Origin of the sequence: Methylosinus sp. Ce-a6 (genome assembly GCF_009811655.1) — a bacterium.
Taxonomy (GTDB): domain Bacteria; phylum Pseudomonadota; class Alphaproteobacteria; order Rhizobiales; family Beijerinckiaceae; genus Methylosinus.
In genome coordinates this window covers 116,132-139,787 of the sequence record NZ_BGJX01000008.1, presented here as the reverse complement: position 1 = coordinate 139,787, position 23,656 = coordinate 116,132, and the positions used below count along the sequence as shown (strand labels likewise).

Genomic DNA, 23,656 nt, shown 5'->3' with positions numbered 1-23,656 from the left:
GTCTTCGCGGTCCGATCTACCACGAAGATACGAAGGACACGAAGGAGTCAGCGCGTCGGAGGCGGCTTTGGCCACAGGCTGGCGCCGGAGGGGCCGACGCCGGTCTCGAGCAGCAGGACCTCGCCATCCTTCGCCCAGCCGAAATGGACCGTCTCCGCCGGCACGACGATCGAATCGCCGGGGCCGAGGACGCGCAGCGATTTTTCGTCGAAGCTCGTCCCGACGCCGGCGTGGAAGCGGCCGGAGATCACCGTCACGACACGCGCGTCGGGATGGGTGTGCGGCAGCGATCTCGCGCCGGCGGCATATTTCACCGAGATGGCGTAGAGCGCGCCGGGCTGCGTCGCCGCGCCGCTCACCGGCGCGGCGAAGACGCCTGTAAAGAGCGGCACGGGCGAATAGTTCAACGCGCTCTGCAGCACCGCTTGCGGCGGGCCTTCGGCCCGCGCCTCGCCGGCCCAGAGGGCCAGCGAAGCGCAGAGGAGAGATCGCGCGAGCATGGACGCCCCGTCAGCGGAACAGGACGAAGGTCTTCTGCAGCGTGATCGACACGCCCCAGGCGAGCGGTATGCCGACGGCGGCCCAGGCGGCGAGCAGCAGAATGCGCGAGTCGCCGTTCTGCGCGGCGGCGGCGCGCCGCGCCTCGGCCGCCGCGGCTTCCGCCGCCTGTCCCTCCTCGACGAAATCCTCGAAATCGGCGTGGGGCTCCTTTTCTTCCGCCACGACGGCGGCGACGCTGGTCTTCTTCTCCGCGGCGACCTCCTCGTCGGTCATGAACAGCTTCTCGGCGACGGGCCGCACGGCGAGATCGCAGACGAGGCCGATAACGAGCAGGCCGGCGAGAATATACATGGTCTGATTATAGACCGCCTCGCGGGCGACGCCGTGGTCGAGCTGATAGTCGCGGATGTAATTGACGAGCACCGGGCCGAGCACGCCCGCCGTCGACCAGGCGGTGAGCAGCCGGCCATGGATCGCGCCCACGTAATGCGTGCCGAAAATATCCGCGAGATAGGCCGGTATGGTGGCGAAGGCGCCGCCATACATGGACAGGATCACGCAGAAGAACAGCACGAACAGCACCACATCGCCCTGCTGCGCCGCCCATGGCGCGGTGGAATAGAGAATGAAGCCGAGGATGAAGAAGACGGCGTAGGTCGTCTTGCGGCCGAGCTTGTCGGACCATGTGGCCCAGAACAAACGCCCGCCGATGTTGCAGAGGCTGAGCAGCCCGGTGAATCCGGCGGCGATGGCGGCGATCTTCGTCTTTTGCGCGGCGTCGAGGCTGGAAAATCCGATGTCGAGGCCGATGAGACGTCCGCCGAACACTTCCTGCAGCATGGGCGAGGCCATGCCGAGCACGCCGATGCCGGCGCTGACATTGAGCATCAGCACCGCCCACAGCAGCCAGAATTGCGGGGTCTTCCAGGCGACGTCGAGATGCACGTGGCGGCTCGTCATCATTTTATTGGCGGCGGTCGCGGAGGGCTCGAAGCCCTCGGGCTTCCAGCCGTCGCGCGGCACGCGATAGCCGAGCGCGCCGCCGACCATGAAGACGAAATAGATCGCCGCCATTGTGACGAAGGTCTGCCACACGCCGATCGAGGTCGGCGTCGCATAATAGGCCATCAGCTTGTCGGCGAGCGGCGCGCCGATCATCGCGCCGCCGCCGAAGCCCATGATGGCGAGGCCCGTCGCCATGCCGCGCCGGTCCGGGAACCATTTGATGAGCGTCGAGACCGGCGAGATATAGCCGAGGCCGAGGCCGATGCCGCCGATGACGCCGGAGCCGAGCCACAGCATCCAGATCTGATGCAGATAGACGCCGGCGGCCGAGATCAGCAGGCCGCCGCACCAGCACAGCGCCGCCGCGAGGCCGGCCTTGCGGGGGCCGGCGGTCTCCAGCCAATGGCCGAAGACGGCGGCCGAGGAGCCGAGAAAGACGAAGAACAGCGTGAAGGTCCAGCCGAGCATGCTGATCTTCCAATCGCAGCTCGTCGTGACGACGCTGGCGAAAAAGCTCATATCCGCCGGGCAGGCCTTGGGCTCGGCGCCGCCGACGGCGCGCGACAGCGGCAGCCAGAACACGCTGAAGCCATAGGCCATGCCGATGCAAAGATGCACGGCGAGAGCGGCCGGCGGCACCAGCCAGCGATTGAAGCCGTGCGCTGCGATCGAGCGCTCCCGGCTGAAGAAATGCCGGGAAGGCATGGCGGCTACCGACATGAAATCCTCCGATGACGAGCCGCGCCTCGAAGATGCGGCGTCGCGAGCGAACCGGGGCGCCGCCTTCGTGCGGCGCCCGCTGGCGCGAGACAATGCCGACGGCCGCGATTTTTTCAACTCTCCTATCGAAAAATCGCGACAGCGCGATCATAGATCAATATCGATTTCCCGTCGCTTTATTCGATTCTTCTATGACTGTCCTATCCGACGGAATGGACGCGAGCTTTCTCCGCTCTGATCAAAATTCGCACGAATCGCCAATGTTTTTAGGCTTGCCGGCGCTTGCCGCGCTCCCTATCCTGTCTCACGATATGTAACTGCCGTATATAGCAAACGCGGCGCGCGATCGAAGCGCCGGCGCGCATCTCGAGAGCATCGCCATGCGGTTCGGCGTCTTCTGCACCTATGAAAATCCGCAGCAGGATTACGCCCGCTGTTTCGAGACGCAGACGCGGCTCATCCGTCATGCGGAGGCGCTCGGCTTCGAGGAGGCCTGGGTCGCCGAGCATCATTTCGAGCCCGACGCGGCCTGCCCGTCGATCCTCGCCCTGCTGTCCTATCTCGCCGGCGTGACGACGAAGATAAGGCTCGGCTCGGCCGCGGTTCTGCTCGCCTTCCGCAATCCGATCCAGGTGGCGGAGGATGTCGCGACGATCGATCTTCTGTCCAAGGGCCGTTTCGACTTCGGCGTCGCGCGCGGCGGGCCTTTCGAATTGCAGAACCGGCATTTCGGCGCCGGCAAGGATTCTACGCGCGAGATGACGCTGGAGGCGCTCGGCCTCGTCAACCGCCTGCTCTATGAGGATAAGGTGACCTTCACCGGCGCGCATTACGAGGCCAATGGGCTGAGCCTCACGCCGCGGCCGCTGCAAAAGCCGATCCCCACCTATCTCGCCACCACCACGCCGGGGGCGATCCGCTACGCCGCGCGCAACGGCTTCGGCGTGATGGCCGGTCCGCCTTTCCCGATCGAGCAGATCACGGAGACGCTGCGCGTCTATCGCGAGGCGGCGGGGCCGGAGGGCGATCCGCGCTTCACCATGGCGCGCTTTTATTTCGCCGCGCCGCGGCGCGAGCAGGCGCTGGCCGAGGCGCTTCCCTTCCTCGCGCGTTTTTCCGAGCGCATGCGCGGCAATTTCGCCCGCCAGGACGGCGCGGCTCCCCCCTCGCTGACCGAGGAGGGGCTGCTCGAGCGCTCGCTGATCGGCGATTTCGACGAGGTGGCGGAGAAGATCGCCGCCTATCGCGACGAGACCGCCGCGCGGGCGATCTTGCTGAAGCCGATCTCCCGCGACGCGGAGAAGAATCTGCGCGCGCTCGAGGATTTCGCGCGGCATGTGCGGCCGATGCTGGGGGTGGAGGCGGCGGCGGCGCAGTGAGCTACCGCGGTCCACGACCTCCACGTAAATAGCCCAAAATATAATCTTGCTGTAGAGGCGCATATTTGGAGTCGGTGTCATTTGTTTGAATATGCTTGTTTTATTCCCGGTATGTAACCGGCAATGCCGATCCGATGATTTGCCTTATACAATATCGAATTTTCTCGCCCATTTATGTCTTTATACTTAAGATTAAATGATATGCCGCTGCGCTTTAATGACGATGCAGATACCTCGTCAAGGCTGAATAATAATACTCCTGTAATCATTGAGCCTGGATAGATAGGCGTCCTTGTCTTGTCGTACAACGCGTCTGTGCCAAATAGAGTTAGATTTTGCTTTTCATTCACGTCGACCGTCACCGTATTTGGCACCATTACGAGCTTACCTTGAAATGATTGGCCGTCTATGTTGAGCTCAAGGGAGTAGTTATCGACCACGCTTGGCATATTTCCGCGATTTTTGATCGTGGCAACCAACAAAACAGGATTCTTGAGGAGCGTATCTGGCTGTAGCTGATTGCCATCGGATTTTGAGGTTACATCTCCACCCCAGGCAATTTCAACTATGTTCCCTTCTAATGATGGGACGCTAAGTGTGGATTGCCCTAAAAGTAGTGATAAGAAGAAGAATAAACAAAACATCGGAACAATGAGGCGCAGTCCCTGAAGTTTTGCTTTGGGTTGAACGGTATTGATGATCGTTTTTATCACCTTATCAGTGACAAGTGCAGTGACGATGGCAAATAGGGCTTTTTTTCCAAAATCCCATGCAACATTTTGGACTAAGAAATCGATCGTAAGCCAGTCTGGAATAAAAGACATCGGGGACTCCAACGTAAGGCGGATGGGTCCTTCTGTATCGCGAATCCCCACTATCCGAAAGAGGTCTTGCGGAACGCACCGGGAACGCATATCCTCCCGTTCATGATTTGTTTATGAACCCGCGCCATCATGCGCGCGTTCGGTGGTGGCGCGCCGCGGGCGGGGCGGCGCCGGGGGGCTCCTATGCTGACCAAAAAACAGAGCGATTTGCTGCGCTTCATCCATGAGCGGCTGAAGGAGACCGGCGTGCCGCCCTCCTTCGACGAGATGAAGGACGCGCTCGATCTGCGCTCCAAATCCGGCATCCACAGGCTCATTCTCGCGCTCGAGGAGCGCGGCTTCATCCGCCGCCTGCCCAATCGGGCCCGCGCGCTCGAGGTGCTGCGCCTCCCCGAATCGGCGACGCCCCGCGTCGCCGCGCGCGGCGGCAAATTCTCGCCCTCCGTCATAGAGGGCGCGCTCGGCCGCGTGCGGCCCGTTCCGGCCGGCGAGCCGGAGTCCGATCAGCAGGTGGCGATCCCGGTCATGGGCCGCATCGCCGCCGGCACGCCCATCTCCGCGCTGCAGAACCGCAGCCACATTATCAATCTGCCGCCCGATCTGCTCGGCGGCGGCGAGCATTTCGCGCTCGAGGTGCGCGGCGACTCGATGATCGAGGCCGGCATTCTCGACGGCGACGTCGTCGTGGTGAAGAAGCAGGACACCGCCGACACCGGCGACATCGTCGTCGCCCTCATCGACGATGAGGAGGCGACGCTGAAGCGGCTGCGCAAGCGCGGCGCCTCGATCGCGCTCGAGGCGGCCAATCCCGCCTATGAGACGCGCATCTTCGGACCGGACCGCGTGCGCATCCAGGGCCGGCTGGTCAGCCTGCTGCGCAAATACTGAGGTCGCTCGCGCCGCCACGATCTCGCCGCCCTTTGCGGCCATCGTCCCTGCCGCGCGTTTCACGCCGCTGGGCGAGGAGCGGCGCGGCGTGGCGTGGGAAGCGGTCCCGGACGGGGCCGCTCGCTTTTTCTGCATGGATGCGGGAAGCGGTCCCGTATGGGACCGCTCGCTTTTTCTGCATGGACGATGGAATGTCGCACTCGACCGGCCCAATGCGCGAAGTCGAAGCATCGAAACCGGCCGCCGGCCGATCGCGTTTCCGCCGACCCTCGCGGCGCTGGCTGCTGGCGATGGGCGTCGCCGCCGCTCTGGCGCTCGGCGCGGCGCTCGCGCCCTGGACCTTCTCGACCAGCGCATTGCTCGAGGAGATTTCCGGCCAGCTCAGCTCCTCCTCGGGGCTCTATATCGCCGCCAAGGGCCGCTCGACCTTCTCCCTGCTGCCGCGCCCGCACATCACCATCGACAGCATCGCCTTCGCCGATCCGGCCGCCGCGCTCACCATCGAGGCGGAGCGGCTGCATGGCAATGTGCGGCTGCCGCCGCTCCTCGCCGGCCGGCTCGAGCTCGCCGACGTCGAGCTGATCAAGCCCTCGATCGAAATCGATCTCGATCGCAAGCCGATGACCTCCGCCGGCGCCGCCGTGCGCGCCGCGGCGGCGCGGCCCTCGACGCCGGAGGCCGAAAAGGCCGATCGCGCAAGGCTCGGGGGGGTCTCCATCGTCTCGGGCGTCGCGCGGCTCAAAACCGCCGGCGGCGAGGAGACGATCCAGGACATAGACGCGACGCTCGACTGGCGCACCGTCGGCTCGCCGGCGACGCTCGACGCCGCCTTCTCCTGGCGCGGCGAGCGTCCGCGCGCCATTCTCTGGGTGCTGAAGCCCGGCGCGCTCTTGCGCGGCGAGCAGACGCCGGTCACCGCCCGTCTCGATTCCGAGAGTGTGCGGCTCGAGGCCGAGGGCTTCGGCCAGCTCGGCGCCAAGCCCCGCTACACGGGCCGGCTGAGCGCTTCCTCGCCCTCGCTGCGCCATGCGCTCGGCCTCGTCAATGTCAGCGCGCCGCTGCCCGGCCCCTTCGAGAATGTCCAGCTCTCCGCCAAGGCCAGCGTCGGCCTGCGGGATTTCCAGCTCTCTGATCTCAAGCTCTCGGCCGACGACAATGAATTCGAAGGCTCATTCGCATTGCGCCGCGAGGGCGACAAGCCGATCGTCCATGCGACGCTCGCCAGCAATTTCGTCTCGCTGAAGCCGATCATCGTCGATCTGCCGCCGCTCGCCGGCGCCGACGGCCAATGGAGCCGCGACGGCTTCTCTCTCCCCAATATTCTGGACGCCGACGTCGATCTGCGTCTCTCGGCGACGCGCGCGCGCATCTTGCGGCTGAACCTCGAGGACGCCGCTTTGTCGCTGCTGCTGCGCGGCGGCCGGCTCGAGCTCGCGCTCGCCGAGGCGCAGGCCTATAAGGGCACGGTCAAGGGCCGCGCGACTTTCGCCGCCAACGCCGCCGGCGCGCTGGAATTCCACGGCGGCGCGCAATTGTCGGGCGTCGACGCCGGCGCGCTCGCCTGGGACCTCGCGGCGCGGCCCGATCTCGGCGGTGCGCTGGACGCGAGTCTCGCGCTGGATGCGACCGGCGACAGCGTCGCCCAGCTCATGCGCGACCTCGACGGCCGCGCGAGCTTCACGCTGACCGAGGGCGAGGTCGGCGGCATCGATCTCGAGCGCGCGCTGCGCCGCGTCGACAAGCGGCCGCTCTCCAGCGCGATGGACATTCGCTCCGGCCATTCGCTCGTCGACCGCGCCAGCGCGACGGTCAAGATCGTCAAGGGAACGGCGAATATAGAGGACGGCCAGGCGCATGGGCCGGGCTTCTCGCTCGCTTTCGCCGGTCAGACGCGCATTCCAGACCGCAGCCTCGCGCTGAAGGCGCAGGCGAGCGAGGCCGACGCCTCCGGCAAGCCGCGCGAGAAGGGCGTGCAGATCGGCTTCGATCTCTCGGGCCCATGGGACGATCCCGTCTTCGCGCCGGACGCCGCCGCGCTGATCAAGCGCTCCGGCGCCGCGGCGCCGCTGCTGCCGCGCGGCGATGCGGAGAGCGGGGCGGCGAAGGAGAGGTGAGCGGCGCCTCGTCTCGTTGCTGCGACGGCTAGAGCATGTTCCCGAAAAGTGCGAAGCGGTTTTCGGAAAAGAACATGCGAATCCAAATAACGCTAGAGCGCATTCGGACATGATTTGTCCGAATGCGCTCTAGCGTTCGTCTTTTTCGCTCCCGCTTATTTGCTCGAACTTAACGAGATCGAGCGCGAGCGTCGGCGTTTCGACTGGCAAACGCGCGAAGCCGTGATGGCGATAGAAGCCTTCCGCCGCCGGCGAGATCGCGTGAACGACGAGGAGACGGGCGGACACGTCGCGCGATGCGCGAAGGGCGCGCGATAGGGCGTCGTGAAGCAGAGCCCGGCCGATTCCCTGTGCTTGCCAATTCTCGTCGATGGCGGGACGCCCGAGGATCACCGACGGAATATGTCTCGGCATGTTTCGCCGCATCGAGCCCAGCGCCTCCCTATTGAGAATCTGTCCCATGGAGAGCGCGTAGAAGCCGATCACCCGTCGCGACCCCGCCGGGCAGAGGACATAAGTCTTGCTGGCGCCTGTCTCTATATTGGCGAGCGCGCGCTCGCGCAGCCATTCGTCGAGAACCGCCTCGCCGGACCGAAATTCCAAGAGCTCGTGTGTTCGCTCAGCGGCGCAGGCGCGTCGAGGGGAAGTCGCGCCTCAGCCACGCCGCCAGGGGGCCTTGCTCGAGGCGAGCCGTTTCATGCCCATTTCTTCCTCGGTCGACGCCGGCGCGTCCAACCAGTCCAGAACTTCGCGAAAGGCTCGGCGGTCTGCATAAAGGGTCGTCTGGTCTAGAAGGACATTCTTGGCCGCGCTCAAGGCGGAGGCCAACATGAATTGCGAGCGGTTGGCTCCCATCAATTCGGCCGCCTGGTCGATGAGCGATCTGTCCTGCTCGCGGGCGCGCAGATGGATGTTGACTTCGGCGAGCGGCTGCGGGGATTTCATGTCCGCAAAAATGGGATGGTGTGTTTACAATGTCGACATCTGCGGCGCTCACCCGGCCCCGCCGCCCTCGGCGCGGCCGCGGGTGATGAGCGCCGACAGGCCGAGAGCGGCGGCGACGAAGCCGAGCAGCAGCGTCGAAATGGCGTTGACCTCCGGCGACACGCCGAGCCGCACCTGCGAATAGATGCGCATCGGCAAAGTCGTCGCGCCGGGCCCGGTGGCGAAGCTCGCTATGACGAGATCGTCGAGCGAGATGATGAAGGCCAGGAGATAGGCGCTGACGACGCTCGGCGCGATCAGCGGCAGAGTGACGAGCGCGAAGGCGCGAACAGGCGTCGCGCCCAGATCCATCGCCGCCTCCTCGAGCGTGCGGTCGCAGCCTTTCAGCGCCGCATGGATCATCACCGTCGCGAAGCACATTGTGAAGGAGGCGTGCGCCAGAACGAGCGTGAGGAAGCCGCGCTCGACGCCGAATGCGACGAAGACCAGCAGGAGCCCGAGGCCGAGCACGACCTCCGGCATCACCAGCGGCGCATAGATCGAGCCCGCGAAGAGAGCGCGGGTGCGGAAGGCGCCGAAACGCGCGAGCGCCAGCGCCGCCAGCAGCCCGTTGATCGTTGCGATGAGCGCGGAGAGCGCGGCGGCGGCGAGGCTGATCTGCGCGGCGCGCAGCATCTGCTCGTCGTGAAAAAGCGCCGCGTACCATTTGGTGGAGAAGCCGCCCCATACCGTCACCAGCCGCGAGGCGTTGAAGCTCATCGTCGCCAGAATGACGATCGGCCCGTAGAGAAACACGAAGCCGGCGACGAGCGCGCCGAGGCGGGCGAGGCGCGCGGCGTTCATCGCGCGTCCTCGCGCAACTGCGCGCGCTCATAGAGGAGGATGGGAAACAGCAGCAGAGCGAGCAGCGCCACCGCGGCCGCCGAAGCCGCCGGCCAATCGCGATTGGCGAAGAAGTCGTTCCACAGAGTGCGGCCGATCATCAGAGTGTCGGAGCCGCCGAGGAGGTCGGGAATGACGAATTCGCCGACCGCCGGAATGAAGACGAGCAGCGCGCCGGCGACGATCCCACGCCGCGACAAGGGCAGGGTGACATGCAGGAAGACCTGCAGCGGCGTCGCGCCGAGATCGGCGGCGGCCTCGCGGAGCGAAGCGTCTTGTCCCTCGATCGCCGCATAGAGCGGCAGCAGCATGAAGGGAAGATAGGAATAGACGATGCCGACGACGACAGCGCCGCTCGTCGCGAACATGGGCAAAGGCGCGTCGATGAGGCCGAGCGCCATCAGCGCGTGATTGATGAGGCCCTCGTCCTTCAGCAGCGCGATCCAGGCATAGACGCGGATGAGAAAGCTCGTCCAGAAGGGCGCCACCGCAAAGCCGATGAGAATGGGCCGCAATCGCCGTGGCGCGCGCGCAATGGCCAAAGCGAACGGATAGGCGACGATGAGGCAAATCAGCGTCGCGACGCCGGCGATCGTCAGCGAGGAGAGATAGGAGTCGAGATAGAGATTGTCCTCGGCGAGGCCGCGATAGGCGCCCAAGCCGAACTGCGAGAGCTTCTCGAAAAGGCCGGCGACGCCATTCGCGAGGTCGAGGACGGGCTCATAGGGCGGTCGCGTCTGCGCCGGCTGCGACAGCGAGATTTTGACGATCAGCGCGAAGGGCGCGAGGAAGAACAGCGCGATCCAGGCGTAGGGCGCCGCGATGACGAGCATCTCGCCGCGGGTGAGCTTTCGTCTCTTGCCGCTCTCCGGCATTATTCGCTCGCAAAAAGGCGCGCGGCCGAAGGCGGGAAGGAGACGCGCGCGGCGTCGCCGATGGAGAAGGATCGCCCGCCATCGGCGCCGCGCGAGACGCGCAAAGTCTCGCCGCCGGAAAGGCGCAGGCGAAAATGCGTCGTCTCGCCGCGAAAGGCGACATCCTCGATCACGCCGCGCAAGCCTTCGGCCGCTTCGCTCGCCGGCGCGATGGCGAGCCGCTCCGGGCGAATGGCGAGCACGGCTTTCGCGCCGTCTTCGAGGCCGTCGTCGCCGGCCGGCAGGCGGCCGAAAGGGCCGACGAAGGCGCCGCTCTCCATGTGGCCCTCGAGGAAATTCATCTGCCCGATGAAGGAGGCGACGAAGCGCGTCGCCGGACGCTCATAGACCTCCGCCGGCGCGCCGATCTGCTCGATGCGGCCGGCGCGCATCACGGCGATGCGGTCGGCCATCACCAGCGCCTCGTCCTGGTCATGGGTGACGACGACGAAGCTCGTCTTCAGCCGGCGTTGGATTTCCTTGATCTGGAATTGCGTCTCCTCGCGCAACTGGCGGTCGAGCGCGCCCAAGGGCTCGTCGAGCAGCAGCAGCCTCGGCCTCGGCGCGAGCGCGCGGGCGAGCGCGACGCGCTGGCGCTGCCCGCCGGAGAGCTGGTCCGGGCGGCGCGTCTCGACGCCCTCGAGCCGCACGATCTGCAAGAGCTCGGCGACGCGCGCGGCGATCTCCGTTTTGCCCGCGCCCTGCCGGCGCAGGCCGAAGGCGATGTTCTCGAACACAGAGAGATGCGGGAACAGCGCATAGGATTGGAACATCAGATTGACGGGCCGGCGATGCGGCGGCGCGCCGCTCATGTCGGCGCCCGCGATCTCGACGCGGCCGGAGTCCAATGTCTCGAAGCCGGCGACGAGGCGCATCAGCGTGGTCTTGCCGCAGCCGGACGGGCCGAGCAGCGCGAAGAATTCGCCCCCGCCGACCTCGAGCGACACGTCCTCGAGCGCCGTGACCGCGCCGAAGCGCTTGGACGCGCCCTTGATCGAGAGTAGCGGCGCGTCGGTCATTTCGCTCCCGTTCCACGATCGAAGCGGAGCGAGCCTTCAGGCTCGCAAATCGCCCGTCAGCCGTCTCGGCGAAAGGCCGCCCGCCAATGGCGGACCATGGCGTCGGTCGCGGGAATATCCTCGAGCGTCTCGCAACGCAAGCCGCCCACAGCGAGCGCCGCGATCCGGCTCGGCGGCAGCGGCCATGGGGGGCCGGCGACCTCCTGTCCCTCGTCGCGGGCCCGCGCGATGACGAGCAGCAGCCCGCCCGGCGCAATGAGCGAGGCGAGCGCCTGCGCCGCTTCGTCCAGCAGCGAATCGGGGAGCGCCTGCAGCGTGTAGCATTCATGGACGAGATCGAAGCCGCCGCGCCATTCCGGCGGCGCGGCGAAGAGATCGGCCGCGCGATAATCGACCGCGCTCCGCGGAAAGCGGCGCTTCGCCCAGGCGACGGCGTTCTCGACGAGATCGAAGGCCGTCACGCGGGCGCCGGCGGCGGCGAGCGCCTCGGCGTTGTCGCCGAGCCCGCAGCCGATATCGAGCGCGCGGAGGTGGTCGAGACGGCGCGTCGCCAGCCAGTCCGCGAGCAGCGGATGGGGCGCGAGATTGGCCCAGGGCACATTCGCCGCATCGCCCTCGGCGAGGCGATAGACGGCCTCGAACCAGTCCTTGCGCTGCGGATCGGCCGTAGCGCCGCCCGCCCTCTTATGCGGATCGATCGCGTCGAGACGCGCCCTCGCGGCGGCGCGGCGCGCGAAAAACTCCTCGTTCACGCCTGTTTCTCCCATTTGCCTTCCTCGCTCTGGCGCCAGTAGGAGAGCGTGTGCCCCTCCGTCTTCAGCCGCCGCCATTGCTCGCGCGCGGCCGGCGCCGCCGCCTCGTCATTGCCGTCGAACATCAGTATCGCGCGCTCTTCCGGCGCGCTCCGCGCATCGGCGAGCACGGGAGAAAGCTCCGCATTCTCGACGAAAAAGCGCACATGGGCGCGATTGGGATTGTCCGGCCCGATCGTGAGGAAAATGGGCTGGCTCTCGGGATCGCCGTCCTTTTGCGCGCCATGCGGCAGAAAGCTCTCCGGCGAATAGGACCATAAGAGATCGTCGAGCGCCTCGAGGCGCCGCTCGCTCGTCGCCTGCACCACGACGCGCCAGCCGCGCGCGAGCGAGAGCTCGAGCAGCTTGGGCAAAGCGCTCTCGAGCGGGCGCCGCTGGAGATGGTAGAACCAGACGTCGGTCATGGCCCGCGCCACCCTCCGCGCTCCGTCATTGCGAGCGGAGCGAAGCGATCCAGAGCCGTGGGGCGGCCCCTGGATCGTTTCGTCGCTGCGCTCCTCGCGATGACGGCCCCGGTCACTCGAGCTCGCATCGGATCGGCACGTGATCGGAGGGCTTCGCGCCGGCGCGCAGCTCCTTGTCGATCGTCACGCTCTGCAAGCGGTCGGCGGCCTGCGGCGAGAGCAGCAGATGGTCGATGCGGAGCCCATTGTTCTTCTGCCAGGCGCCGGCCTGATAATCCCAGAAAGTATAGAGCCCGGTCGCATCGGTCGAAGCGCGCAGCGCCTCCGTATAGCCGAGGTTCAGCAGCTCCTGGAATTTAGCGCGCGTCTGCGGCAGGAACAGCGCGTCGCCGGCCCAGCCGACCGGATCATAGACGTCGCCTCGCGCCGGAATGACATTATAGTCGCCGGCGAGCACGACCTGTTCCTCGAGCGCCAGAAGGCTCGCCGCATGGGCGATGAGGCAATCCATGAAGGCGAGCTTATAGGCGTATTTTTCCGTCTCGGGCGGATTGCCGTTGGGCAGATAGATGCTGGCGACGCGCAGCGCGCCATGGTCGGTCGAGACCACCGCCTCTATGTAGCGGGCCTGCGGATCATGCTCGAATTTCGGCAGGCCGCGCACGACCTCTATTCTGTGCTTGGAGAGAATGGCGACGCCGTTGAACGTCTTCTGCCCATGCGTCTCGACATTATAGCCCAAGTCCTCGATCTCGGCGCGCGGGAAGGCGGCGTCCTCGCATTTGATCTCCTGCAGGCAGAGCACATCCGGCGCGACGTCGCGCAGATAGGCGGTGAGCGGCTCCAGCCGCTGGCGGACGGAATTGACGTTCCAACTGGCGATGCGCAAGGGCCTGACCTCTCGTCGCGGACAGGCCCTTTGTTTAGCGCGTGCGCCGGCCGAATGAAACGCTCAGCCGCGCCAGCGGATCGCCGTCTTCGCCACCCGCTCGCCCAAAAGCTCGGCCGTCTTCAGATCGGCCTGGGGCGGGCCGAATTCCGGGCCCTGGTCGGCGTTGGATTGCGCCATGGCGCCGAGAAAGCTGCCGAGCCGGTTCACATCCTCGACGCTGCCCTTGCTCGAATTATTGCCGGGAAGCACGCCCAGCCCCACCCAGATCATGCCGTGCTGGGCCGCGAAGACGGCGAGCTGCAGCAGGGTGGAGAGCTTGTCGCCGCTCTGGCTCGCCGAATTGGTGAAGCCGGCGGCGATCTTGTCCTTCCAATCCTGCGTGAACCAGCTCTTCGAGCTGGCGTCCATGAAGGCTTTGAACGGCGCGGAGACGCCGCCCATATAGGTCGGCGCGCCGAAGACGATGGCGTCCGCCTTCTGCAGATCGCCCCAATGGGCTTCGGCGTCCTCCGCCTTCACCAATTGCGCCGTCGCGCCGGGAACCGAGGCCGCGCCGCGCGCGACCGCCTCCGCCTGTTTCGCCGTATGGCCGTAGCCGCTGTGATAGACGATCGCGATATGAGTCATGAGAGCCTCCCGTCAAATCGACCAGCCGCCATTGATTTTCGCGGCAAAGGTCGTTTGGGCCTCGATCTGATTTTGCGCCGGCGACGCCGGCCTCGACGAGGCGAAAGCTAATCCGCGTCGGCTTTGAAATAATTCACCGATAATCGAATTGATTGTTCTATGGTGTCGAACAATGGATCTGCTGCAAGCCATGCGCGCCTTCGTCGCCGTCGCCGAGACGGGGAGCTTCACCGAAGCCGCGACGCGGCTCGGTCTCTCCCGGGCCATGGCGAGCAAACATATCATGGACCTCGAGGCCCATCTCGGCCTGCGGCTTCTCAATCGCACGACGCGCGCGGTCGGCCTCACCGAGGCGGGGGCGTCCTACGCCGCCCGCTGCCGCGAAATTCTCGACGCGATCCTATCGGCCGAGCAGGAGGCGACGAGCCGCGCCGCCGAGCCCGTCGGACGGCTGCGCGTCAGCGCGCCCGCCTTCTTCGGCAATAGATTTATCGCGCCGCTCGTCGCCGAATTCGCTCAGCGCTTTCCAAAGGTCGATGTCGAGCTTTCCGTCGACGACCGATATGTCGATCTCGTCGAGGAGAATTTCGATCTCGCCATTCGCATCGGCCGGCTCGCCGACAGTTCGCTGGTCGTGAGCCGCATCGCCTCGACCAAGCTCATGGTCTGCGGCGCGCCCTCTTATCTCGATCGGCGCGGGCGTCCCACGCGGCCGGCCGATCTCGCCGGCCACGAGTGCCTGCGCTACAGCCAAGCGACGATCGGAGCGGCCTGGCCTTTCGCCGGTCCCGAGGGCCCGGAGGTCGTGCGCCTATCGAGCCGTTTCGCCAGCAATAGCGCCGAGGCGCTCTGCGCCATGGCGGCGCGCGGTCTCGGGCTCGTCTGCGCTCCGGAATTCTACGTGCTGGATTATTTGCGCAGCGGCGCGCTGGAGCAGATTCTCGCCGATCATATGGTCGAGCCGCTCGGCGTCTTCGTCGTGCAGCCGAGCCGCCGGCATGTTCCTTCCAAGGCGCGACGCTTCATCGAATTCCTGACACAGGCCTTCGCTATACGCCCGCCTTGCGCGCCTTAGAGCATGTTCCCGAAAAGTGCGAAGCGGTTTTCGGAAAAGAACATGCGAATCCAAATAACTCTAGAGCGCTTTCCGCTCGAGCGGAATCGTTCGAGCGACCAGAATTCGCTCCAGACGAAATGCCGGACCAGTTTCCGATCCGATAGGAGCTTCTCATATGTTCGTGAAATCTCGCGTCACCACCGTCGTCTTCGACGTCGGCAATGTGCTCGTCGACTGGAATCCGCGCCATCTCTATCGCAAGCTGTTCGACGACGCCGAGGCCATGGAGCGTTTTCTCGGCGAAATCTGCACGACGGACTGGAATCTCGAATTGGACCGCGGGCGTCCTTTCGCCGAGGCGGTGGACGAGCTCGTCACGCGATTTCCCGATTTCGCCGAAGCGATCCGCGCCTATGACGCGCGCTGGAGCGAGATGGTCGCCGGGCCCATAGCCGGCAGTGTGGCGCTGCTGGAGCGGCTCGCCGAGCGCGAGACGCCGCTCTATGCGCTCACCAATTTCTCGGACGAGAAATTCGTCGAGACCTATGAGCGATTCGTCTTTTTCCGGCGCTTTGCGGGCGTCGTCGTCTCCGGCCGGGTGAAGCTGCTGAAACCCGATCCGGCGATCTATCGCCTCCTGCTCGAGACCTATGGGCTCGATCCGGCCGAGTGCTTCTTCATCGACGATTCGGCCGCCAATGTGGAAGGCGCGCGCAATGTCGGCATGCATGCGGCGCGCTTCGAGAGCCCGGAGCAGGTCGAGCGCGAGCTGATGGAGCTGGCGCTGCTGTGAGGCGCGTCCTCACGCGCCGACGGCGGCGATTTCCTCGACGATGCGCTGCGCGGCGGCGCGCGGATCCTCGGCCTGCGTCACCGGGCGGCCGACGACGAGATGGTCGGCGCCGGCCGCGATCGCCTCGGCGGGCGTCATCACGCGCTTCTGGTCGCCGAGCGCGGCGCCCGCCGGACGCACGCCCGGCGTCACCAGCGCCATTCGCGGTCCGACCAGCGCGCGAATCGGCGCGACCTCCTGCGGCGACAGGATGAGCCCGTCGATCCCCGCATCCTTCGCCTGTCTTGCGCGGCGCGCGACGAGCTCGGCGACGCCGATGGAATAGTTGGCCTCCGCGAGATCGGAATCGTCATAGGAGGTCATCACCGTGACGGCGAGCAGCCGCAATCCGCTCTCGCCCGCGCCCTGGCGGGCGGCGCGCATCGTCTGCGGAAAGCCGTGAACGGTGAGGAAATCCGCGCCGAGCCGCGCGATTTGCCGCGTCGCGCGCTCGACGGTCTGGCCGATGTCGTGGAGCTTCAGATCGATGAAGACCTTCTTGCCGGTGGCCTTCAGCTCCTCGACGAGCGGCAGGCCGCCGCCATAGGCGAGCTCCATGCCGATCTTGTAGAAGGAGACGGCGTCGCCGAGCCGTGAGACCAGCGCGCGCGCCGCCTCCACGCTGTCGACGTCGAGCGCGACGATGAGGCGGTCGCGCGCCGGGATCGTCGCGCCGTCGCCCATGTCAGCCGGCCCGGCGGCTATAACGCCACACGCGGGCCGGCGGAATATTCGCCCAGACCCGCGAGACCTCGGACGAGAAGGCGGAGCCGCCCGGATGGCGTTTCAGCGGCATGGGCGAGAACAGGCCATAGGTGAACTGAATGAGCACGCCGCCCGGCGCCATCATCTCGAAGGCCTGGTCGAGCAGGCGCAGCCGGTCCGATTCGGGCTGGTTCAGCAGCGGCAGGCTGGAGACGACCGCGGCGATCGGGCCTTCGAGCTTGCCGCCCAGCGTCTGCTTCAGCGAATAGGCGTCGCCCTGCACCACCTCGACGCCGGGAAAGCGCTGCCGCAAGAGATCGCAGAACGACGTCTCATATTCGACCAGGAGCAGGCGCGAGGCAGGAACCCCGCGCTCGAGCAGCGCCTGTGTGACAGGGCCGGTGCCCGGGCCGAGCTCGACGACCGGCCCCTCGCGGGAAAGATCGACATAGCTCGCCATGGCGCGGGCGAGCGCGGGCCCCGAGGGCGATACGGCGCCGACGCCACGGGGATTTTCCATCCAAGACCGCAGAAAGCGCGCATTGTCGGCGAGAGCGGATTTCAGTGGCTCGATAGTCTGTGACACGCTGAGACAGCCCCTCGATCGTTCCAAATGCGCGCGACCATGTACGAGGTCGCTCGCTCGGTCAATGGCGTCCGCTCACTTGCCGAAAAGCTCCTTCATCCGAGCGAAGAAGCCGGTCGCCTCGGGGTGGGTGTGGTGGGAGGACTCCTCCTCGAATTCGGCGAGCAGCTCGCGCTGGCGCTTGGTCAGATTTTGCGGCGTCTCGACGCTGATCTGCACGTAGAGATCGCCCGATTCGCGCCCGCGCAGCAGCGGCATGCCCTTGGCTTTCACCTTGATCTGCTTGCCGGTTTGCGCGCCTTCCGGAATTTTGATCTCGGTCTCGCCGCCGTCGATCGTATGCACGGTGATCTTGCCGCCGAGCGCGGCGCGCACCATGGAGATCGGCACGCGGCAATAGAGATCGGCGCCGTCGCGCTGGAAGAATGTGTGCGGCTTCACCGAGAGGAAGATGTAGAGGTCGCCGGGCGGTCCGCCGCGCAATCCGGCCTCGCCCTCGCCGGCGAGGCGGATGCGGGTGCCGTCCTCGACGCCGGGCGGCACATTGACGGAGAGCGTTCGCTCGATCGTCGAGCGGCCGGTCCCAGAGCAGACGGAGCAGGGATTGTCGATGACCTCGCCGCGGCCCTGGCAGGTCGGGCAGGTGCGCTCTATGGCGAAGAAGCCCTGTTGAGCGCGCACGCGGCCATGGCCGGCGCAGGTCGGGCAGGTCTTGGGCTTGGAGCCTTTTTTGGCGCCCGTGCCGGAGCAGGCCTCGCAGGAGACCGAGGTCGGCAGCTTCAGCGTTGCCGCCTTGCCGTGGAAGGCCTCCTCCAGCGTGATCTCCATATTGTAGCGCAGGTCCGAGCCGCGCTCGCGCGCCGCGCCGCGGCCGCCGCGTCGGCCCATCACCTCGCCGAAGAGATCGTCGAAAATATCGGCCATGGAGGCGGCGAAGCCGTCGCCGGCGCCGAAGCCGCCGCCCTGCTCGAAGGCGGCGTGGCCGAAACGGTCATAGGCGGCGCGCTTCTGCGAGTCGGAGAGGCATTGATAGGCCTCGTTGATCTCCTTGAAGCGCGCCTCGGCGTCCTTGTCGCCGGGATTGCGGTCCGGATGATATTGCATCGCGGCCTTGCGAAAGGCGATCTTCAGCTCGACATCGGTCGAGGTCTTGGAAACGCCGAGTATTTCGTAGAAGTCGCGTTTGGACATGGGTCGGTCATTGGCAAGTTGGGGAGCCGTCCCGCCGACGGGGCGCGTCGAGGATCGCGGACAGCCGATATATGAACTCGGGCGAATCTGCTAGCACGGTTTGCCGAACGACGCCAAAGCCGGGCAGTTCCGAATCTGCGATTCGTCGACCTCGCCCGGCCGCGCGCCGCATGGCGGAACCTCCCGCCGCGCGTCGCGGCGGCGTCGCGCATGTCGAATTTCGCCATTTCACCTTCGCCATTTCGACCTTCGCAATATATTGTCGACCAATCCTATTGAAATGTCGCGTACGGCCGCGACGCGCTGAAATTTCCGTGTTCCCCTTTGCTTGGACTTGCTCTAGTGGAACGCTGTTCGCGACAGGCCTCCCCCCGCCTGTCGCACTTTTGTTGGAGACCATCATGCCTCACCTCAAGACCATGCGTCTCGGCAGCCGGGGCGTCCTCGCCGCGATCGGCGTCCTCGCTCTGCTGGCGATGGGCGCGGCTCCGGCGCAGGCCAAGGTCCTCGCCAAGGTCAATGGCGTCGAAATTACCGACGACGACGTGAAGATCGCGCTCGACGACCTCGGCTCGGGCCTGCCGCGACAATTGGAGGGCAAGGCGCGTGAGAATTACATTCTCGATTTCCTCATCGACGAGCAGCTCGTGGTGCAGAAGGCGCAGCGCGACAAGCTCGGCGAGACGGCGGATTTCGCCAAGAAGCTCGCTTATTTGCGCGACAAGGCGCTGATGGAGGCGCTGCTCGGCAAGATCGCCAAGGACGCGACCACCGAGGCCGCCGTCAAGAAGACTTATGACGAGGCCGCCAAGAATCAGAAGCCCGAGACCGAGATCCACGCCCATCATATTCTGGTGAATACGGAGGACGAGGCCAAGGCGGCGCAAAAGCGCGTGAGGGGCGGCGAGGATTTCTCCAAGGTCGCCACCGAGCTCTCCAAGGACACGGGCGCGCAGGGCGGCGATCTCGGCTGGTTCACCAAGGACCGCATGGTGCCGGAATTCGGCGAGGCGGCGTTCAAGCTGGAGCCGGGGCAGACATCCGATCCGGTGAAGACGCAATTCGGTTGGCACATCATTAAGCTGGACGGCAAGCGCCCGAAGGTGTTCCCGCCGCTCGACCAGGTGCGCGACCAGGTCTCCCGCTATGTGGCGCAGAAGGCGCAGTCGGACCTCATCGTCGAGCTGCGCCAGGGCGCCAAGATCGAGCGCACGGAGGCGCCGCCCGCGGAGGCCAAGCCGGCGGACAAGCCCGCCGAGGCGAAGCCCGCCGAGAAGAAGAAATAGTCATGAGGCGGTAGTGAGTGGGGAGTAGTGAGGAGGCGGCGGACCGCTACGTCCGCCGCCGCTCACCACTCACCACTCACCACTCACTTCCCCCGTCACTCTCGCCTTTTTCAGGACCCATACCGAGCCATGGCCAAGGCCGCTCCCGTTTCGCCGCTCGCCCCCAAGACCTATCCCGATATTCCGCCGATCGACGGCGTCCGCTTCGCCGTCGCCCAGGCCGGCGTCCGCTACGCCGGGCGCACCGACGTCATGCTCGCCCTCTTCGACGAGGGGACGCAAGTCGCCGGCGTCTTCACCCGCTCCAAATGCCCGTCCGCTCCCGTCGACTGGTGCCGCGCGCGGCTCGACGGCGGCAAGGCGCGCGCGCTGCTCGTCAATTCCGGCAACGCCAACGCCTTCACCGGCAAGGCCGGCAAGGAGGCGGTGAAGCTCTCGGCCAAGCTCGTCGCCGCCGCCGCCGGCGTGCTCGAGAAACAAGTGTTCCTGGCCTCGACCGGCGTCATCGGCGAGCCGCTGGACGCCACGAAATTCGAGCCCGTGCTCGGCAAGCTCGTCGCCGAGGCGCGGCCCGACTCCTGGCGCGAGGCCGCCTCCGCCATCATGACGACCGACACCTATCCGAAGCTCTCGACGCGCGTCGCGAGGCTCGGCGACGTGGAAGTGCGCATCGCCGGAATCGCCAAGGGCGCCGGCATGATCGCCCCCGACATGGCGACGATGCTCTCCTTCGTCTTCACCGACGCGCCGATCGAGGCGGAGGCGTTGCAGAGCCTGCTCTCGAAATCGGTGCAGGGCTCGTTCAACGCGATCACCGTCGATAGCGACACTTCGACGTCGGACACTCTGCTGCTCTTCGCGACCGGCGCGGCGGAAAAGCGCGGCGCGCCCGCGATCGACAAGGCGAGCGACCGACGCCTCGAGGATTTTCGCCGCGCGCTGGACGAGGTGCTGCTCGACCTCGCCCATCAGGTGGTGAAGGACGGCGAGGGCGCGCGCAAATTCGTCGAGGTGACGGTGATCGGGGCCGAGAGCGCGAAAGCGGCCAAGCGCATCGCCCTCTCCATCGCCAATTCGCCGCTGGTGAAGACGGCGGTCGCCGGCGAGGACGCCAATTGGGGCCGCGTCGTCATGGCGGTCGGCAAATCCGGCGAGGCGGCGGATCGCGACAAGCTCGCCATCTGGTTCGGCGACATACGCGTCGCCCATAAGGGCCAGCGGGATCCGGATTACGACGAGGCCGAAGTCTCGCAGATCATGAAGCGCGACGACATCGCCATCCATGTCGATCTCGGCCTCGGCTCCGGCGCCGCGCGCGTGTGGACCTGCGATCTCACGAAAGAATATGTCGCCATCAACGGCGACTATCGGAGCTGATCTTTTGCGGATTCCTTCTCCCACTCGTGGGAGAAGGTGGCCCCGCGAAGCGAGGTCGGATGAGCGTCGCTGCGAACGCCGGCGATCTCGCGATGTCAGCCCCCATCGCAAGCCGCAGGAACGACGAGCTCTTCCGACCCTCGCTGACGCGAGGGACATCTTCTCCCGCGAGCGGGAGAAGGAGTCGAGGCCTTGACATGCGCTCGTGACCTCTTCGTCATCGCAACGTTTCGAGAATCGGTTTCTACTCGCCTCGGCTCGGTGGCGGCGAGGAAGCGGACGTGGTTTTTCCCTATCCTGTGGAGGCGGTCCTTTTCGACATGGACGGCACGCTCCTCGATACGGAGCGGCTCTATGTCGACGCCTGGCTCGCGGCCGGACGCGCCGTCGGCTATGACATCACGGAAGCCTTCTGCCATCGCATGATCGGCAAGCCCATGCAGGATTGCGAGACGATGATGATCGAGCGCTTCGGCGCCGATTTCCCGCTCGACGCCTGCATAGAGGCCTGCGGCTCCTTCGTCGCCCACGCCTCGCGCGCCGGCGTGCCGCTCAAGGACGGCGCGCGCGAGCTCGTCGATTATCTCACCGCCATGAATATTCCGCTCGCCGTCGCCACCTCCTCGCGGCGGCCGACGGCGGAGCATCATCTGAGCCGTTGCGGCCTGCTGTCGCATTTCTCCGCTCTGGTGACGCGCGACGATGTCGCGCGCGGCAAGCCGCATCCCGAATCCTATCTGCGCGCCGCGCGCGCGCTCGGCAAGGAGCCGCCGCGCTGTCTCGCGCTCGAGGATTCGCCCACCGGCCTGCGCTCGGCCGCCGCCTCCGGCGCGATGACGATTCTCGCGCCGGACATATTGCAGCCCTCGTCGGAGGAGCGCGCGCTCTGCCTCGCCGTCGTCGCGAGCCTGCGCGACGTGCTCGAGATGCTGCGCGCCCATGCGGATGCGCCGCGCCCCCTAGGGGCCTTTGCGCGCTGACGAGAACCGCCTCGGTTTCTAGACTGCGGAACGATTCGACGCTTGCGCCACGGAGATGGCGATGACCCCGCGCCGGCCGCTTTTCGCGGCTGTTCTGCTTGCTCTTTGCCTATCGCTCTCCGCCTGCGCCGGCGCCTATGAGGAGGCGCGGGACTATGCGGCGCTCTCCGGCGTCGCCGTGGAGAAGAGCGCGCCCGACGGCGATGCGAAAAAGGCCCGCGGGAAGAAAGGCGGCGAGAAGAAAGGCGGACAGAAAAAAAGCGCCGAGAAGAAGAAGCCGGCCCAAAAAAAGGCCGAGGACGACGAGAACGAGCCGCCGCCTGTCGGCGCCTGCGTCACCTATCAATTCATGGGGGGCGCGGATTGCGAGGAGGCGATCACCAAGCGCGATTGCTACGACAAGCGCATGAATGTCGTCGATTGGCGCAATGGGCTGAGCTGCGCCGCCGCCTTTCTGTCGCCGCCGCCGGCCGATCGCTGATGCAGTTTCTGGCTGATCGCTTTGGCCCGCAAATACAACTCCCTCATCCCGAGGCGCTTTTTGCGGGACGCAAAAAGCCTCGAAGGATGATCCAGCGCGCGCGGCTTCGACCCTTCGAGACGCCCGCTTCGCGGGCTCCTCAGGGCGAGGGATTGTTGCTTCGTCCGCGTATCGATCGGAAATCGCATGACAGCGCGAGGCCGAAAGCTGCCGAAAGCGCGAGCCTTGCCTTTGCGTGGCGAAGCGGCGACATTGGCCGCGCTTTTCGCCGTGCCGGGGCCGTTTTCCATGCGTCTTGTCGTCGTCTGCGCCGCGCTCGCGCCGCTCGCCCTTTCCGCCTGCAACAGCGCCGCGCCCGACCTGCGCTTCGATCCGGCCGAGGCGGCCTTCATCCGGCAGGAGGGCAAGGCGACGATCGAGGGTCAGGCTTTTCTGCGCGACCGGCAGGGGCATTTGAATGTGCGCTACGCCGCGGGCGAGGTGGTGCGGCTCATTCCCGCGACCGCCTATGCGCAGGCGCGCTTCGCGCAGTTCTACGGCACACGGAAGTTTATTCCCGCCCTCTTCATGCCGACGCCGACGCAGGAGGCCGAATATGCGGCCTATACGCGCACGACCAAGGCGGGCGCGACGGGCCGCTTCGCCTTCGACAAGGTCGCGCCGGGCCGCTATCTCGTGACGACGCAGCTCACCTGGGTCCCGAAGGGCGGCTTGCTCAGCGATGGCGGCGCGATGTACGACGAGATCGTCGTCACCGGCAAGGAGACCGATCCGATCGAGGTCGTGCTCTCCGGCAATTGAACGGGGAAACGCATTGTCCTTGCTTCTCGTCGTCGCCGCCGCGCTCGTCGACGCGCGGGGCCGCGTGCTGATCGCCGAGCGCCCGCCCGGCAAGCAGCTCGCCGGGCTGTGGGAGTTTCCCGGCGGCAAGCTGGACCCGGGCGAACGGCCCGAGCAGGCGCTCGTCCGCGAGCTCGCCGAGGAGCTCGGCATAGAGGTGGAGACGGCCGACCTCGCGCCGCTGACCTTCGCCAGTCACGCCTATGAGGCCTTCCATCTCCTGATGCCGCTCTATCTCTGCCGGCGCTGGCGCGGCGAGCCGCGCTCGCGTGAGGGGCAGGCGATCGCCTGGACGCGGCCGAGCGAGCTCGACCCCGCGCAAATGCCGCCGGCCGACGCGCCGCTGATCGCGCCGCTCGTCGCGCTGCTCGGCTGAAGCGGGGCCTGGGCCGACA

The 23,656-nt window shown here is 66.2% G+C and carries 26 protein-coding genes; 11 read left to right on the top strand and 15 right to left on the bottom strand.

What is annotated here, in order from left to right; all coding sequences use genetic code 11:
* Positions 1 to 47: 47 nt before the first annotated feature.
* Together Mspo_RS07970 and Mspo_RS07965 are read right to left on the bottom strand one after the other, a co-directional pair.
* The gene (locus tag Mspo_RS07970; RefSeq protein ID WP_159728547.1) at positions 48 to 500 is read right to left on the bottom strand and encodes a cupin domain-containing protein; all 453 of its coding nucleotides are present in this window, start codon (positions 498 to 500) and stop codon (positions 48 to 50) included.
* Between the two features lie 10 nt (positions 501 to 510).
* Entirely contained in the window at positions 511 to 2,226 is a 1,716-nt protein-coding gene (locus Mspo_RS07965; RefSeq protein WP_159728545.1) for an OFA family MFS transporter, read from the bottom strand.
* 380 nt (positions 2,227 to 2,606) lie between these two features.
* Between Mspo_RS07965 and Mspo_RS07960 the strand changes: the two genes are divergently transcribed.
* Positions 2,607 to 3,605 (top strand): LLM class flavin-dependent oxidoreductase, encoded by a 999-nt coding sequence (locus tag Mspo_RS07960; RefSeq protein WP_159728543.1) that lies wholly within the window; start codon positions 2,607 to 2,609, stop codon positions 3,603 to 3,605.
* 77 nt (positions 3,606 to 3,682) lie between these two features.
* Here the strand turns inward: Mspo_RS07960 and Mspo_RS07955 are convergent, their stop codons facing one another.
* On the bottom strand, positions 3,683 to 4,429 hold the full coding sequence (locus Mspo_RS07955; RefSeq protein WP_159728541.1) for a hypothetical protein: 747 nt from the start codon (positions 4,427 to 4,429) through the stop codon (positions 3,683 to 3,685).
* A 183-nt stretch (positions 4,430 to 4,612) separates the two neighbouring features.
* Between Mspo_RS07955 and lexA the strand changes: the two genes are divergently transcribed.
* Both lexA and Mspo_RS07945 read left to right on the top strand, forming a co-directional pair.
* The gene (gene lexA, locus Mspo_RS07950; protein ID WP_159728539.1) at positions 4,613 to 5,317 is read left to right on the top strand and encodes a transcriptional repressor LexA; all 705 of its coding nucleotides are present in this window, start codon (positions 4,613 to 4,615) and stop codon (positions 5,315 to 5,317) included.
* Positions 5,318 to 5,529: 212 nt separating this feature from the next.
* Positions 5,530 to 7,431, top strand: coding sequence for an AsmA family protein (locus Mspo_RS07945; RefSeq protein WP_159728537.1), 1,902 nt, complete (start codon positions 5,530 to 5,532; stop codon positions 7,429 to 7,431).
* Between the two features lie 129 nt (positions 7,432 to 7,560).
* Here Mspo_RS07945 and Mspo_RS07940 read toward each other — a convergent pair whose 3' ends face one another.
* The 9 genes from Mspo_RS07940 to Mspo_RS07900 form a co-directional block, all read right to left on the bottom strand.
* Complete coding sequence (locus Mspo_RS07940) at positions 7,561 to 8,034, bottom strand: GNAT family N-acetyltransferase (RefSeq protein WP_159728535.1); 474 nt, start codon at positions 8,032 to 8,034, stop codon at positions 7,561 to 7,563.
* 51 nt (positions 8,035 to 8,085) lie between these two features.
* Positions 8,086 to 8,376: a DUF1778 domain-containing protein gene (locus Mspo_RS07935; RefSeq protein ID WP_159728533.1), complete on the bottom strand. Its 291-nt coding sequence runs from the start codon at positions 8,374 to 8,376 to the stop codon at positions 8,086 to 8,088.
* Between the two features lie 48 nt (positions 8,377 to 8,424).
* A complete protein-coding gene (locus Mspo_RS07930; RefSeq protein WP_159728531.1) occupies positions 8,425 to 9,219 on the bottom strand; it encodes an ABC transporter permease subunit in 795 nt (264 codons plus the stop codon).
* The gene (locus Mspo_RS07925) at positions 9,216 to 10,133 is read right to left on the bottom strand and encodes an ABC transporter permease subunit (RefSeq protein WP_159728529.1); all 918 of its coding nucleotides are present in this window, start codon (positions 10,131 to 10,133) and stop codon (positions 9,216 to 9,218) included. Before Mspo_RS07925 ends, Mspo_RS07930 begins: the two co-directional genes overlap by 4 nt.
* Positions 10,133 to 11,191, bottom strand: a complete 1,059-nt coding sequence (locus Mspo_RS07920; RefSeq protein WP_159728527.1) for an ABC transporter ATP-binding protein — start codon at positions 11,189 to 11,191, stop codon at positions 10,133 to 10,135. The genes Mspo_RS07925 and Mspo_RS07920 overlap by 1 nt, the downstream gene beginning before the upstream one ends.
* A gap of 56 nt (positions 11,192 to 11,247) precedes the next feature.
* Complete coding sequence (locus tag Mspo_RS07915) at positions 11,248 to 11,958, bottom strand: bifunctional 2-polyprenyl-6-hydroxyphenol methylase/3-demethylubiquinol 3-O-methyltransferase UbiG (RefSeq protein ID WP_159728525.1); 711 nt, start codon at positions 11,956 to 11,958, stop codon at positions 11,248 to 11,250.
* Complete coding sequence (locus tag Mspo_RS07910; RefSeq protein WP_159728523.1) at positions 11,940 to 12,407, bottom strand: DNA polymerase III subunit chi; 468 nt, start codon at positions 12,405 to 12,407, stop codon at positions 11,940 to 11,942. Before Mspo_RS07910 ends, Mspo_RS07915 begins: the two co-directional genes overlap by 19 nt.
* Positions 12,408 to 12,519: 112 nt before the next feature.
* Entirely contained in the window at positions 12,520 to 13,296 is a 777-nt protein-coding gene (gene xth, locus Mspo_RS07905; protein ID WP_159728521.1) for an exodeoxyribonuclease III, read from the bottom strand.
* 63 nt (positions 13,297 to 13,359) lie between these two features.
* Positions 13,360 to 13,926, bottom strand: coding sequence for a flavodoxin family protein (locus Mspo_RS07900; protein ID WP_159728519.1), 567 nt, complete (start codon positions 13,924 to 13,926; stop codon positions 13,360 to 13,362).
* A gap of 172 nt (positions 13,927 to 14,098) precedes the next feature.
* Between Mspo_RS07900 and Mspo_RS07895 the strand changes: the two genes are divergently transcribed.
* A complete protein-coding gene (locus Mspo_RS07895) occupies positions 14,099 to 15,001 on the top strand; it encodes a LysR family transcriptional regulator (protein WP_159728517.1) in 903 nt (300 codons plus the stop codon).
* Positions 15,002 to 15,158: 157 nt separating this feature from the next.
* Entirely contained in the window at positions 15,159 to 15,776 is a 618-nt protein-coding gene (locus Mspo_RS07890) for an HAD family phosphatase (protein ID WP_159728516.1), read from the top strand.
* Positions 15,777 to 15,785: 9 nt separating this feature from the next.
* Here Mspo_RS07890 and pyrF read toward each other — a convergent pair whose 3' ends face one another.
* The 3 genes from pyrF to dnaJ all read right to left on the bottom strand — a co-directional run bounded on the left by pyrF (position 15,786) and on the right by dnaJ (position 18,297).
* Entirely contained in the window at positions 15,786 to 16,499 is a 714-nt protein-coding gene (gene pyrF, locus Mspo_RS07885; RefSeq protein WP_159728514.1) for an orotidine-5'-phosphate decarboxylase, read from the bottom strand.
* Between the two features lies 1 nt (position 16,500).
* Positions 16,501 to 17,106, bottom strand: coding sequence for a class I SAM-dependent methyltransferase (locus Mspo_RS07880; RefSeq protein WP_159728512.1), 606 nt, complete (start codon positions 17,104 to 17,106; stop codon positions 16,501 to 16,503).
* A 75-nt stretch (positions 17,107 to 17,181) separates the two neighbouring features.
* Complete coding sequence (gene dnaJ / locus Mspo_RS07875; RefSeq protein WP_159728510.1) at positions 17,182 to 18,297, bottom strand: molecular chaperone DnaJ; 1,116 nt, start codon at positions 18,295 to 18,297, stop codon at positions 17,182 to 17,184.
* Between the two features lie 401 nt (positions 18,298 to 18,698).
* On the opposite strand from dnaJ, the gene Mspo_RS07870 reads away from it, so the two are divergent.
* The 6 genes from Mspo_RS07870 to mutT all read left to right on the top strand — a co-directional run bounded on the left by Mspo_RS07870 (position 18,699) and on the right by mutT (position 23,637).
* Positions 18,699 to 19,583, top strand: coding sequence for a peptidylprolyl isomerase (locus tag Mspo_RS07870; RefSeq protein WP_159728509.1), 885 nt, complete (start codon positions 18,699 to 18,701; stop codon positions 19,581 to 19,583).
* Positions 19,584 to 19,712: 129 nt separating this feature from the next.
* Positions 19,713 to 20,960, top strand: a complete 1,248-nt coding sequence (gene argJ / locus Mspo_RS07865) for a bifunctional glutamate N-acetyltransferase/amino-acid acetyltransferase ArgJ (RefSeq protein ID WP_159728507.1) — start codon at positions 19,713 to 19,715, stop codon at positions 20,958 to 20,960.
* Between the two features lie 281 nt (positions 20,961 to 21,241).
* Positions 21,242 to 21,940 (top strand): HAD family phosphatase, encoded by a 699-nt coding sequence (locus Mspo_RS07860; protein WP_159728505.1) that lies wholly within the window; start codon positions 21,242 to 21,244, stop codon positions 21,938 to 21,940.
* Positions 21,941 to 22,001: 61 nt separating this feature from the next.
* Positions 22,002 to 22,421, top strand: coding sequence for a hypothetical protein (locus Mspo_RS07855; RefSeq protein ID WP_159728503.1), 420 nt, complete (start codon positions 22,002 to 22,004; stop codon positions 22,419 to 22,421).
* 225 nt (positions 22,422 to 22,646) lie between these two features.
* Positions 22,647 to 23,222 (top strand): carboxypeptidase regulatory-like domain-containing protein, encoded by a 576-nt coding sequence (locus tag Mspo_RS07850; protein WP_244613236.1) that lies wholly within the window; start codon positions 22,647 to 22,649, stop codon positions 23,220 to 23,222.
* Between the two features lie 13 nt (positions 23,223 to 23,235).
* A complete protein-coding gene (gene mutT, locus Mspo_RS07845) occupies positions 23,236 to 23,637 on the top strand; it encodes an 8-oxo-dGTP diphosphatase MutT (RefSeq protein ID WP_159728501.1) in 402 nt (133 codons plus the stop codon).
* Positions 23,638 to 23,656: the final 19 nt, after the last annotated feature.